Annotated in this window: 10 protein-coding genes; 6 read left to right on the top strand and 4 right to left on the bottom strand. The window is 71.5% G+C overall.

Translation table 11 applies throughout. From position 1 onward, the window contains the following. Positions 1 to 3: 3 nt before the first annotated feature. Both FIF60_RS18245 and mbhE read right to left on the bottom strand, forming a co-directional pair. Entirely contained in the window at positions 4 to 423 is a 420-nt protein-coding gene (locus tag FIF60_RS18245; protein ID WP_144299722.1) for an MnhB domain-containing protein, read from the bottom strand. Next, entirely contained in the window at positions 420 to 2,744 is a 2,325-nt protein-coding gene (gene mbhE, locus FIF60_RS18240) for a hydrogen gas-evolving membrane-bound hydrogenase subunit E (protein WP_144299721.1), read from the bottom strand. The genes FIF60_RS18245 and mbhE overlap by 4 nt, the downstream gene beginning before the upstream one ends. Positions 2,745 to 3,080: 336 nt before the next feature. Here mbhE and FIF60_RS18235 point away from each other — a divergent pair, with 336 nt between their 5' ends. The 6 genes from FIF60_RS18235 (at position 3,081) to FIF60_RS18210 (ending at position 10,733) form a co-directional block, all read left to right on the top strand. Then, on the top strand, positions 3,081 to 4,148 hold the full coding sequence (locus FIF60_RS18235) for a flagellar motor protein MotB (protein ID WP_144299720.1): 1,068 nt from the start codon (positions 3,081 to 3,083) through the stop codon (positions 4,146 to 4,148). A 12-nt stretch (positions 4,149 to 4,160) separates the two neighbouring features. Further along, a complete protein-coding gene (gene motA, locus FIF60_RS18230) occupies positions 4,161 to 5,030 on the top strand; it encodes a flagellar motor stator protein MotA (RefSeq protein ID WP_144299719.1) in 870 nt (289 codons plus the stop codon). A gap of 52 nt (positions 5,031 to 5,082) precedes the next feature. Beyond that, positions 5,083 to 5,535, top strand: coding sequence for a PaaI family thioesterase (locus FIF60_RS18225; RefSeq protein ID WP_144299718.1), 453 nt, complete (start codon positions 5,083 to 5,085; stop codon positions 5,533 to 5,535). Positions 5,536 to 5,651: 116 nt separating this feature from the next. Then, entirely contained in the window at positions 5,652 to 7,859 is a 2,208-nt protein-coding gene (locus tag FIF60_RS18220; RefSeq protein ID WP_158639290.1) for an ATP-binding protein, read from the top strand. Positions 7,860 to 8,014: 155 nt separating this feature from the next. Beyond that, positions 8,015 to 8,578 carry a response regulator gene (locus FIF60_RS18215; RefSeq protein WP_144299716.1) on the top strand — a complete coding sequence of 188 codons (564 nt, stop codon included), beginning with the start codon at positions 8,015 to 8,017 and terminating at the stop codon, positions 8,576 to 8,578. Further along, a complete protein-coding gene (locus FIF60_RS18210) occupies positions 8,541 to 10,733 on the top strand; it encodes a hybrid sensor histidine kinase/response regulator (protein ID WP_144299715.1) in 2,193 nt (730 codons plus the stop codon). The genes FIF60_RS18215 and FIF60_RS18210 overlap by 38 nt, the downstream gene beginning before the upstream one ends. 10 nt (positions 10,734 to 10,743) lie before the next feature. On the opposite strand, the gene FIF60_RS18205 is transcribed toward FIF60_RS18210, so the two are convergent. Then, complete coding sequence (locus FIF60_RS18205) at positions 10,744 to 12,063, bottom strand: hypothetical protein (RefSeq protein ID WP_144299714.1); 1,320 nt, start codon at positions 12,061 to 12,063, stop codon at positions 10,744 to 10,746. Further along, on the bottom strand, positions 12,060 to 12,264 hold a 205-nt coding region (locus FIF60_RS21745), incomplete at its 5' end, for a hypothetical protein (protein ID WP_158639289.1). The genes FIF60_RS21745 and FIF60_RS18205, both read right to left, overlap by 4 nt.

The raw sequence follows: 12,264 nt of genomic DNA, 5'->3' as shown, positions 1-12,264 counted from the left end.
CGTCTATTCCGGCTTGTGTTCGAGTGCCGCGATCAGCGCGACCACCGAGCCGACCACGACGAGGAACACGCCGACATCGAACAGGAGCGGCGTGCCGAGCGGGATGTAGGCGCCGTCGCCGAGATCGACCTTTGACCACAGCGCAGCCATCGGCGGCAGGCCGAACAGGGCGGAGGGAACGATCGAGAGCAGCGCCGCAGCGAGCCCCACCCCGGCGACGGCGGCGGGCGGAAGCCAGAGCATGCGCCGCGCCGCGGCGGGGCCGAAGGCGATGCCCTGCAGAGCCGCGGCCGAGGCGGCAACGAGGCCGCCGATGAACCCGCCGCCAGGCTCGTTGTGGCCGCGCCAGAGCAGGAACAGCGACAGCAGGATCAGGAGCGGCGCGAGGGCGCGCGTCGCGGCGCGCAGGATCAGGCTGCTCATCGCGGCTCACCGAGGTTCGACTGCGGCGGCGCATCGGCCCTGCGGCGGCCGACGCGCATCATCGCGGCGAGCCCGCCAAGCGCGGCGGCGGCGACGACGGTGATCTCGCCGAGCGTGTCCAGCGCGCGGAAATCGACCAGGATGACGTTCACCACGTTCCGCCCCTGGCCGCCCGGAACCGATTCGGCTGCGAACCATTCTGCGAGACGCGTGTCGAACGGCTCGGCCAGCACGCCGAGAAGTAGCAGCGCTGTTCCGGTGCCGACCGCCACGGCGAGAAGCAGTGCCGCGGGACCCTGCCGCTGCTGCGGCGTGCCGAGCTGGAAGCCGGGAAGACGGATCAGCACGAGCGCGAGGATGACGACGACGAGCGTCTCGACCATGAACTGCGTGATCGCCAGGTCGGGCGCGCTGAACACCATGAAGATCATGGTCACGCCTAGCCCGACGACGCCCAGCGCGGTGACGGCGAGGAGCCGCGTGGTGGCGAGCGCCGTGACGATCGCCGCCGCCCCCGTCAGCAGGATGACGGCCCACTCGACGACGAGCCCGCCATCGCTCGGCATGGCGAGGGTGAAGCGGCCGCGAAAGGCGGAAGCCAGCACGATGAGCGCGACGACAACGAAGGAGGCCCCGACATAGCGGTGCAGCACGCCTGGCTGCATCAGCCGCGTGAGCCAGGTCGCGAAGCTCGCGAGGCCGGCGAGCAGCCGGTCATAGCCTCTGTCCGGCCCGCGCGCGAGGATCGGCGCAGACGCGTCGCGCCACGCCGCGCCGAAGCGTCGCCAGAGCAGATAGATCACCGCGCCGGCGGCGAAGGTCGCGAGGGTGAGCAGGAACTTCCAGTCGACCCCCTTGAAGATCGCGATCGCGAGCACCGGCTTCTGGCCGAGCACCGCTGCGGCGGCGGGCGTGATCAGCGCATCGGCGGCGAGCTGCGGCAGCATGCCGAACACGAGACCGAGTGCGCCGAGCACGAGCGGTCCTGCGAGCATCGTCCACGGCGCCTCATGCGCGTGCTCCGCCGCCTCGGAGCGCTTGCCGAGATAGGGGGAAAGGGCGGCGATGCCGGCGACGGCGAAGACCATGGCGTTGGCGATGGTTGCCGAGGTCAGCGTGAAGCCGATGTCGTCGGCGAGCTTGGCGGTGCCGATCAACTCCTTGGCCACCCAGCCGAGCCCGATCGGAAGCCCCGCCATGGAGAGAGAAGCCATCGCCGCGGCGGCGAAGGTGAGCGGCATCACCCGGGCGAGGCCGGAGAGGCGCGTCAGGTCACGCGTGCCGGCCTCGTGGTCGATGTTGCCCGCCGTCATGAAGAGCGCGCCCTTGTAGAGGGCGTGGACGAGCAGGAAGGCCATCGCCGCCTTCACCGAAGGCTCGTCGGACGGGGCGAGGAGGAACACGAGCGTGCCGAGGGCGGACACGGTGGTCCAGGCAAGCACGAGCTTGAGGTCGGTCTCGAGCAGGGCGAACACCGCGCCCGTTAGCATCGTCACCGCGCCGATGACGAGCAGGGAGTACAGCCAGATCTCGCTGCCCGCCAGCGCCGGCTCGAGCCGCGCGAGCAGGTATACGCCGGCCTTCACCATCGTCGCCGAGTGCAGGTAGGCCGAGACGGGGGTGGGGGCGGCCATCGCGCCCGGAAGCCAGGAATGGAACGGCCACTGCGCGCTCTTGGTGAAGCAGCCGAGCAGGATGAGGATCAGCGCAGGGACGTAGAGCGGGCTGTCCTGCAGCCAGGAGCGGGAAAGCGCGAGGTCCGACAGCTCCCACGAGCCGCCAGCCTCCGCGAGCAGGATCAGCCCCGCGAGAAGGCAGAGCCCGCCCGTGCCGGTGATCAAGAGCGCCTGCAGCGCCGAGCGCCTGGCCTCCGGCTTCTGTGCCTCGAAGCCGACGAGCAGGTAGCTCGTCAGCGACGTCAGCTCCCAGAACACGAAGAGGGTGATGACGTTGTCCGACAGCACGACGCCGAGCATCGAGCCCATGAAGCCGAACAGGATGACGAAGAATCGCCCGAGCCGCGCGTGCCCCTTCAGGTAGCCGCCGGCATAGAGCACGACGAGCGTGCCGATGCCGGTGATCAGGAGGGTGAAGAGGCTCGAGAGGCCGTCGAGGTTGAAGGAGAGCGGCACCGAGAGCCCGGGCACCCAGGGGGTGGCCTCGACGCGGCCCGGGTAGGCCTCGCCGAGGTTGGCGAGCGCCCAGCCGAACAGGGCGGCAGGCACCAGGGCGAGGACCAGCGCGGCCCGATCGCCGAGCCGAGCAACGAGGAACGGGGCGAGGAGGGAGGCTGCGAACGGTGCGAGGACGACGCTCAGCATCGAGGCGCGCGCGCGTCTCGCGGGCCGCCCCTGTCGCACACGCAGACCCTATCGGCGGTACGCCGCATCGCCTTCCCCCGTTGGCGCGTCCCTGGCGGCCGGAGAGGCGGCCCTGGCGCGGAAACGCAGGCGGCGGCCCCGGCCGCACGACCCACACGAACGGGCCCCATATATGCAGCAAGCGCATGGCAATCAACCCGCCATGGCTTCGCCCGCCCCGGGCCTGCCGCAGGGCCGTCCCCGCGGCGCCTCCGCTTCATCAACGCTTAAGCCATCCGCGTCATGGTGCGCGTTGCCTGGGCATGTCGCCCGGGCCATCGCACGCATGGGCTCGGGATGAGCGGCAAGAAGGGCAAGGAGAAGGACGGCGCGACCCTCGTCATCAAACGCGAGGAGGGGAGCGAGCACGGCCACCACGGCGGTGCTTGGAAGGTCGCCTACGCCGACTTCGTGACCGCGATGATGGCCTTCTTCCTCCTCATGTGGCTGCTGAACGCCACCACCCAGGAGCAGCGCCTCGGCATCGCCAACTACTTCGCCCCCACCAACATCTTCGGCGCAGGCGAGAGCGGCATGGGCAAGCCCTTCGCCGGCCTTTCCCCTGTCGATGACGGCTCGCTCGTCGGCCGTGCCGGAACGCCAACGGTGGAGCAGCAGGTGCAGGGCGGCCCGCCGCCGCAGGACGAGACGACCGACTCGAGCGGCGAGCAGGATGCCCGCGCGGGCGATGCTGGAGACAAGCCGCAGCCGCACCAGACAGGCGGACATTTCGCCAACCCGCGCGCCGTCGGCTCGGGCGGCGAGGACGCGACCGACAGGGGCGCGGCCGACCGCGAGGGCGCCCACCCGCTCGGCGCCGGCGCGGAGGCCGCAGCGATCGCAGCGCGTGTTGCGGCGGAGGAGGCAGCGGCGGCGGAGACGCGCGCGCTCGAGGCCGCCGCCGAGCAGATCCGCACCGCCATCTCGAACGACCCGGGCCTGCAGGAGCTCGCCCGCCAGGTGGCGGTCGACGTCACGCCGGAGGGGCTCCGCGTGCAGCTTCTCGATGCCGAACGACAGCCGATGTTCGCAGCCGGCTCCACCGCGCCGTCCGACAGAGTGAAGGCGCTTATCGTCCGCGTCGCCCCAACGCTCGCGGCGATCGGCAATCCTGTGACCATCATCGGCCATACCGATTCCGCACCGTTCCGCTCCGGCAGCGGCGTGACCAACTGGGAACTCTCCGCAGACCGCGCCAACGCCACGCGCCGCGTCCTGACCGAGGCAGGCTTCCCCGACGAGCGCATCCGCTCCGTCACGGGCGTGGCGGACCGCGAGCCGCTCCTGCCCGCCGACCCGCGCGCGCCGGCCAACCGCCGCATCGCCATCCTGCTGCAGCGGGCCCACCCCGCTCCGGGAAGCTGAGGAGCGGCCGGCATGCTCACGATCGTCGGCTTCGTCTTCCTGCTCATCTGCGTGTTCGGCGGCTACATCCTCGCCGGCGGCAAGATGGGCATCATCATGGCCGCGCTGCCGTTCGAGTTCATGATCATCGGCGGGGCCGCGATCGGCACGCTCCTGATGGCCAACTCGATGCACGGCATCAAGCACGTGCTCGGCGGCTTCGGGAAGATCCTGAAGGGAAGCCGCTTCCACAAGACCGACTACGTGGACCTCCTGTCGCTCCTCTACTTCTTCGCGCGTCTCGCCTCGACCAAGGGCGCGATGGCGCTCGAGCCGCATATCGAGAAGCCCGAGGAGAGCCCGGCGTTCCAGAAATTCCCCAAGATCGCCGCCGACCATCACGCCGTCGTCCTGATCTGCGACTATCTTCGGATGGTCGGCATGCACGCCGACGACCCGCACCAGATCGAGGACGTGTTCGCGCGCGAGCTGCGCAAGGTCGCCAACGAGGAGCTGCACCCCTCGCATGCGATGCAGTCGATGGCGGATTCGCTTCCCGCCCTCGGCATCGTCGCCGCCGTCATGGGCGTCATCAAGACGATGGGCTCGCTGAACGAGCCGCCCGCCGTGCTCGGCAAGATGATCGGCGGCGCGCTCGTCGGCACCTTCCTCGGCGTTCTCCTCGCCTACGGGCTGATGGGCCCGATGGCGACGCGCCTGAAGGGCATCGTCGAGGAGGAGATGAAGTACTACGAGGTGATCCGCGCCGTGCTCGTCGCGCACCTGCACGGCAATGCGCCGCAGGTCGCCGTCGAGACCGGGCGGAAGATGGCGCCGACGGAGTACATGCCGTCGTTCCAGGAGCTTGAGCAGGCGCTGCAGGAGCTGCAGATCCCCACCTGAGCGGCACGCCCGGCGCTTGACCGGGCCGCCCGTTGCCGCGAGCGTCGCGGCCATGACAGATGCACCCCACGATCCGCTTCCCGCCCCGTTCCACGACCTCTACGGGTTCCGCCTGCTCGAATGGCGCGACGGGTTCGCAACGCTCGAGGCGACGGCGACGGAGGCGCACTGGAACCGCGCCGGCGTCGTCCATGGCGGGGTGGTGCTGGCGCTGATCGACCAGGCCGCAGCCTATGCCGGGCTGTTCTGTCCCGTTCCTGGCAATGCCCGGCGCGGCATGACGCTCTCGCTCGCCACGCAGTTCACCGCGCCCGTGCGCCCCGGCCGGCTCGTGGCGGAGGGAGAGCTGGTCTCGCGCGGCGGCACCACCTTCTTCACCCGCGTGTCGGTGCGCGACGAGGCCGGCACGCTGGTCGCCACCGGCCAGGGCACCCATCGCTGGCGATCGGGAAGCGAGAAGGCGGAAGGCATGCCGGTCAAGGAGATGGGTTCGCGCGCGCCCTGACCGGCATTGCTGTCTGCTAGGTTACGAAGAATATAGGAGAATAGTCCCGCAACCGGTGGTAGAGTCGCTTTATGCGCGGGCATGTCGCCCGGCGCGGGGGAGATCCGCCTGTTCGTATGCCAGCCCGAACCCGCCGCCCGTCGCTCCTGACCCCTCTCGGGGCGACGCTGATCCTTGTCGCCCTCGCCGTTCCCGCTGCCTTCTACATGCTCGCCGTGATAGGCAGCCGCACCGCCGCGGAGGAGCGTGCGCGCGAGCAGGTCGAGCGCATCGCCGACGCGATGCGCGAGCACGCGCTGAAGGTGTTCGAGACGCAGGAACTTGCGCTCGACCGTGTGGCGGACCGTCTCGAGGGTGTCGATGACGCCGAGATCTACGGCCCGGAGCTCGGTGCCGTGCTCGAGCAGATCACCGCCAAGCTGGAACACACCGTGTCGATGTGGGTCACCGCTTATGACGGCCAGGTGATCGCCGGGAGCCAGCCCTGGGACCGCGCGCTCAACCTCGATGCCCGCCCGTTCTGGCGGAGGGTGAGGGACGGCGAGCCCGGCCCCATCGTCGGCGATCCCTTCATCGGCCGCGCCACGGGCCTTGCCTCTTTCCCGCTCGCCCGCCGCCGGCCATCGGAGGATGGCTCGTTCCGCGGCGCGATCCACGCCTCGCTCGACCCGGAATATTTCGAGCGCGTGTTCGCGCGCATGGTCCCGCCGGGCGGGCATTCCGCGGTGCTCGCACGCAATGACGGCGTCGTGCTGGCGCGGCATGGCACGAGCCCCGACGACACGGGCGAGACGCGCTTTGCCGCGATGCGTGGCATCAGGGGCTATCCCGTGCACGTCCGCTTCGCCGTGCCGGAGGAGGAGGTGCGCGCGGCGTGGCGGGGGCCTGCGACGAGCTACGGGCTTGCCGCTGCGGTCGGGTTCCTCGCGCTTGCCGCGGTAGCCACGCTCGCTCTCCGCGAATCGCGCGCGCGCCAGGTCGCCCTCGTGGCGCTGCGCTCCGAGGTCGAGGCGCGCGAGCGGTCCGAGCTCAGGCTGCGCGAGGCGGCCCGCCTGGAAGGCATCGGCCGCATCACCGGCGGCATCGCGCACGACTTCAACAACCTGCTCGCGACGGTGCTGATCAGCCTCGACGAGATCACAGAGCGATGCACGGGCGACAGGGCGGTCGCGGCGAACGTCGCCACCGCCCGCGAGGCCGCGCGCTCCGGCGCCGGCCTCGTCTCGAGCCTCCTCGCCTATGCCCGCGGGCAGGAGCTCGCGCCCGTGCCGCTCGATCCGGCTGCGCTGATCGAGGGGATGCTGCCGCTTCTGCAGAACGCGGTTGGCCAGGCCGTCGTCGTGACGATGCATCGGCGCGACCCCGTTCCCGCCTGCAGCGCCGATGCCGCGCAGCTCCGCGCCGCCCTGCTCAACGTCGCGATCAATGCGCGCGACGCGATGCCCGCCGGGGGACGGCTGACCTTCGATGTCGGACCCGCGCGACTCGATGCGGACGAGCTGGCCGACAACGCCGACGCGGTGCCCGGCTTCTTCGTCGCCATCGCGATCACCGATACCGGAACGGGCATCGCCGAGGACGTTCTGCCGAAGGTGTTCGAGCCCTTCTTCACCACCAAGCCGCCGGGGCAGGGCACCGGGCTCGGCCTCGCGCAGGTGTTCGGCTTCGTCCGCCAGTCCTCCGGCCATGTCTCGATCACGACCGCGAAAGGGTCCGGCACGCGGGTGACGTTGTACCTGCCGGCGACGGACCGCCCGGCCGTGCCGCTCGACGAGGGCGCGCCGTTCCTGCGCCGGGCTGCGCCGGCGGTCCCGCTCGCCGCCGATGCCCTGGCTCCGGTCGCCGCGCCGGCGTTGGAACCGATCCTTGCCGAAGCCGTCGTTTCCGCCCCGGCCAGGGCACGTCTGCCCGTTGCCGCCGCGGCACCTGACCGGGCGCCGGCCGCGCCCGCCATCGCGCGGCGGCGCATCCTCGTGGCCGACGACAACGCCGCGCTGCTCGCGCTGACCGCGCGTATCCTCGGTGGTGCGGGGTACGAGGTGGTGCAGGTCGCGAGCGGGGACGAGGCGGTGCGCCTGTTCGACCGGGGCGAGCGGTTCGACCTCGTGGTGAGCGATGTCGTGATGCCAGGCGAGCATGACGGGTTCTCCGTGGCCCGGCGTGCCGCGGCCGCCATCCCGCCTGTGCCGGTCGTGTTCATGTCGGGATACGTTCCGGAGCAGAACCGGCCCGGCGTGCCTGTGGCCGGCTTCGTGAACAAGCCCTTCTCCCGCGGCACCCTGCTTGCCGCCGTCGCGACCGGCTTGGGCGCGCGCGAGGCCTGAGAGGCGACCGGCCGGCCGATGTGATTGCGGTCACGCGGTTGCGACCGCCGATCGCGGGCTTGGCCATTGCTGGCGGCTCATGATGGGCATATTGTCCTATACATGGCCCGTACCGTTCCGCCGGGGTCCTGCCCCGCCCAGCCCCAGGCCGCGCCATGGTGGGCCCCGCCGGCCCGGTTGGCATCGCCCATGGGGTGCCCGTGACCAGCCTCGGCACGGCCGTGCAGGCGGGTTGCGCTGGCGGTGCGCCAACCCTGACGCGCTCGCGGCAGCACTGCGGCGGGGCGGATGAGCACCAGGGCGGAGCGGCAGCCGGCGACACCGCGGTGCGATCCGGGCCTGTGGAAGCCCTCGCCCCTCGCGTCCTCGTGGTCGACGACAATGCCGGAATCCGCTCGCTTGCCGGGACGATCCTCTCTGCCGCTGGCCACGCGGTGACGACGGCGGAGAGCGCGGATGCCGCGATCGCGCTGCTCGAGGGCGGCGCGGGGTTCGATCTCGTGCTGTCCGACGTCGTGATGCCGGGGCAGTGCGATGGCTTCGCGCTCGCCCAGGCCGTGATGGTCCGCTGCCCGGGCGTGCCGGTGATCCTGATGTCAGGCTACATGCCCGATGCCTGCGCGTGCTGGCCTTCGCCCACCGCCTTCCTGCGCAAGCCGTTCCACCGCGGCGACCTCATCGATGCCGTTCGGACTGCGCTCGCGCTACCCCGGCACTGAGCGCGACAGCCGCTCCCCGCGTGTCCGGCCAGCCGCGCAGCGGCGCGTCGCCGTTCATGTCCTGCTCGCGCTTGTGTCGCTGCTTGTGCCGCTCGTGCTCTTCGTCGTCTCGGCGGCGAGCGGCTACGAGCGTGCACTGCATGCCGCGCGCGAGCGGGTGGAGCGCACCACGATCATCCTGCGCGAGAACGCGCTGAAGGTTCTGCATACGCAACAGCTCGTGCTCGCCCGCATCGAGGACCTTCTCGAGGGCGACGGCGACGAGGAGGAACTCGAAGCCCGGGCGCGCGCCGCCCTCAGCCTTGTGATGCAGGACGCCGTCCAGAACACCGTCTCGATGTGGGTGTCCGACGCCGACGGCCGCGTGATCGCCGGAAGCCAGCCCTGGGGAAGGGACATGACGACGAGCCACAACGAGTGGTTCGTCGCGCTGCGCGACGGGGCGGACGAGCTCTACATCAGCGCGCCCTTTGTCGGCCGCGCCACGGGCGTGCTGTCTGTAGCGCTCGCCCGTCGCCGGCCCTCCGTCGATGGCAGTTTCCGGGGCACGGTGCACGTGTCCGTCAGCCCCGCCTATTTCGTGCAGTTCTTCTCCGCCGTCGCGGACCATGAGGGGCACCACGCGCTGCTGCTTCGCGAGGACGGCCAGGTGCTCGCAGAGGATCCGCCCGGCGGCGCCCACCCGAAGCTCGGGCCGGACGATCCGCTGATGCGGCGCATCGATGCCGAGCCGACCGGAGGGTTGATCGAGGAGGAGGGCGAGGGCGCGCGCCTTGTCGGCTACCAGCGCGTCCAGGGCTTTTCGGTCTATGTCAGCTTCGCGCTCGCGCGCGATGCCGTCCTGTACGACTGGCGCGTCCGCACGGCGGAGTACTTCTTCGTCTCGCTTCTCTGCGCCATCGCCCTCGCCGCAGCGTCCGCGGTCGCGCTGGCCGAGAACCGCGCGCGGCTCGCCGCGCTCGTGGCGCTCGAGGCCGAGGTCGCGCAGCGCGAGGCGACGGAGCAGAGGCTGCGCGACAACTCTCGCCTCGAGGCGGTCGGGCGCGTCACGGGCGGGATCGCGCATGACTTCAATAACCTTCTGACGACGATGCTGATGAGCCTCGACATCATCGAGGCACGCTCGGGCTTCAGCGAGGAGGAGGTTGCGCTCGTGCGCGGCGCGCGCAAGGCGGCAGAGACCGGCGCGGATCTTGTGGCAAGCCTGCTCGCCTATGCCCGCGGCCAGATGCTCGTTCCGGTCACGCTCGATGCCGCCGCGCTCGTCGCCGAGGTCATTCCGCTCCTGAAGCAGAGCGCCCGCGAGTCGATGGCAATCGACCTCGACGCGGGGGCGGATCTGCCGCCATGCCTCGCCGACCCGGTGCAGCTCCGTGCCGCTCTTTTCAACCTTGCCCTCAATGCGCGCGATGCGATGGGGGGCGGCGGCCGGCTCACGATCCGACTCGGCGAGGCGATGCTCACGGCCGACGACCTCGCAGGCAACCCCGATGCGACGCCGGGTCGTTTCGTCGCCATCGCCTTCGCCGACGAGGGGGTGGGCATCGCGCCGGAGGATCTCGGCCGCGTCTTCGAGCCGTTCTTCACGACGAAGGCCCCGGGCAAAGGAACCGGGCTCGGGCTCTCGCAGGTCTTCGGCTTCGTGCGGCAGTCGCGGGGCCATGTGCGGATCGAGAGCGCGGTGGGGCGCGGCACGACGGTCACCGTCTTCCTTCCCGTTACGGAGGCGAGGACGGCGCCTGCGGAAGGGGCGTCGCCCGAGCCAGGGGTGAGGCGGCCGTCGAGGGTGGGGCGGCGTGTCCTCGTCGTCGACGACAATGCCGACATCCGCGCGCTCGCCCGCTCCATCCTCGGCGCGGCCGGGTTCGACGTGGCGGTCGCTGCAAGCGGCGACGAGGCGATCGCGCTGCTCGAGTCAGGCGTGGCGGTCGATCTCGTGCTTTCCGACGTGGTGATGCCCGGCAAATGCGATGGCTTCGCGCTCGCCGAACGCTGTGCCGCGTCCTGGCCCTGGCGCCCGGTCGTGCTGATGTCCGGCTATGCGCCCGATCGCGCGCGGATGCCTGTGACGATCGCCGGCTTCATCAACAAGCCCTTCTACCGCGACACGCTTCTCGGCGCGGTCGGCTCCGCGCTCGCGCGCGCCCCTGCCTGAAGGACTTCGCTCAGGCCGCGGTGCCGAGCACGCGTTCTGCCTGGTCTGGCCCTGCGAGGATCTCGACGAGCCGGGCGAGATCGGTGCGGCCCAACCGGTCTGCCGGCGCGCCCTGGGGCGCGGAGACGGCGAGTGCGGCGAGCGTATCGACGGCGCGGCGGATCTCGATCGCGAGCTCCTCCGACGGCGCGAGCCGCCGGGCCGACCCCGCCATGGCCGAGACCGCGCGGGCTGCGGCTTCCAGCCCCTCGAGCCCCGCCGGCCCGCCATTCCGATCGAGCCCCTCGGCCTGGATGCGCGCGACGGGTGCGAGAAGCTCCGAGGCAAGGCATTGCGGCACGCGGCGGCGGATCACGCCTGTGACGTGCGCCTGCACCTCGCGGAGATTGTCGCGCCTTTCCGCCTGCCAAGTGCCGATCTCCGCGGTCGCGCGGTCGACCGTCGCGACAGCGTCGGCGATCACATGCTGCTGCACCTGGTGCGGCAGCAGGGCGAGGGCTGCTGCGTCGGGGAGCTGTTCGGGAAGCTCGGCGAGGAAGCTGTCGAGCGCGGCAGCGAGCCGACGTTCCGCCCCGCCGCTCGTCGACTGCACCGCAACGTCGCGCAGCAGCGCGACGACCGGCCCTGTGGCCATGAAGCGGCGCATCAGGATCAGGCCCACGCGTGCGAAGCAATCGGGCGACAGGGCGGCGGCACGGCTCATCGCGTCGCGCAGCCCGTGCTCGACATGCTCCCAAGCCGCTGTGCTGCCGCGCGGGTTGGCGGCAAGGAGCGCGGCGAGGTCGGGCGCAAGGCGCAGCGTCTCGCCGAGCGCGCCGAGCAGGCCGCGCAGATCGGCCTCCCGCATCGGCAGCGCGAGGCCCGCCGGAAGCGGCCCGGAGGCGAGCTCGGCGAAGCGGGCAGACGCGGCGGGCCAGAGCACGGCGCCGACGGCGCCGACGCAGGCGGCATCGTCCATCGTCGCGCCGGAGATGCGGTCATGCAGCTCGCGCCGTGTCGCAATCGGCAGCGCCTCTGCCGCGAGCGAGATGGCGATCGGCATGATGCTGCGCGGTACGGACAGGCTGCCGCGGCGCCAGAGATCGGGCGAGACGAGAAGGTCCTCGACCGGATGGCCAAGCACGCGCCCGAGCGAGGCGGGACGGCGCACGAGGTCGCGCATCATCGTCAGGCGGGGCCGCATCGGCGCGATCAGCGCATCGGCGTCGCCGCGGTTCGGCAGGCGGTCGATCAGCGCGACGACGGCGCGGATCGCTTCCGGGCGCGCCGTGGCGATGCGCGCGCTGAGCTCGGCAAGCGTGCGGCGATCGAGGGCCGGGCGTGCCGTCATGGTACGGCGACCCGGATGTGTTCGAGCATGGCTTGGTCGCTGCCGCCGGCGATGGCAGGCGCCTGGCGGCGCCAGGTCGCGCGCACGCGGGCGCGCTGCTCGGGCGTGGCGGCGAGCTCTGCCGGAAGCGGCGGCGCTGCCGCGGCGATGACGCGGAAGGCGCGCGCTTCCGCGGCCCTTCCCTGGCCGCTCGCGTCCTCC

The organism is Elioraea rosea (assembly GCF_007644105.1).
GTDB lineage: Bacteria > Pseudomonadota > Alphaproteobacteria > Acetobacterales > Acetobacteraceae > Elioraea_A > Elioraea_A rosea.
This window is presented reverse-complemented; position numbering and strand designations above follow the sequence as displayed.

Bases quoted from the DNA above. Each gene is read 5' to 3' on its own strand.
- FIF60_RS18220 (WP_158639290.1), top strand. From the start codon at position 5,652: ATGCCAGCCCGAACCCGCCGCCCGTCGCTCCTGACCCCTCTCGGGGCG.
- motA (WP_144299719.1), top strand. From the start codon at position 4,161: ATGCTCACGATCGTCGGCTTCGTCTTCCTGCTCATCTGCGTGTTCGGC.
- mbhE (WP_144299721.1), bottom strand. From the start codon at position 2,744: ATGCTGAGCGTCGTCCTCGCACCGTTCGCAGCCTCCCTCCTCGCCCCG.
- FIF60_RS18235 (WP_144299720.1), top strand. From the start codon at position 3,081: ATGAGCGGCAAGAAGGGCAAGGAGAAGGACGGCGCGACCCTCGTCATC.
- FIF60_RS18215 (WP_144299716.1), top strand. From the start codon at position 8,015: ATGGTGGGCCCCGCCGGCCCGGTTGGCATCGCCCATGGGGTGCCCGTG.
- FIF60_RS18205 (WP_144299714.1), bottom strand. From the start codon at position 12,063: ATGACGGCACGCCCGGCCCTCGATCGCCGCACGCTTGCCGAGCTCAGC.
- FIF60_RS18245 (WP_144299722.1), bottom strand. From the start codon at position 423: ATGAGCAGCCTGATCCTGCGCGCCGCGACGCGCGCCCTCGCGCCGCTC.
- FIF60_RS18210 (WP_144299715.1), top strand. From the start codon at position 8,541: ATGCCGTTCGGACTGCGCTCGCGCTACCCCGGCACTGAGCGCGACAGC.
- FIF60_RS18225 (WP_144299718.1), top strand. From the start codon at position 5,083: ATGACAGATGCACCCCACGATCCGCTTCCCGCCCCGTTCCACGACCTC.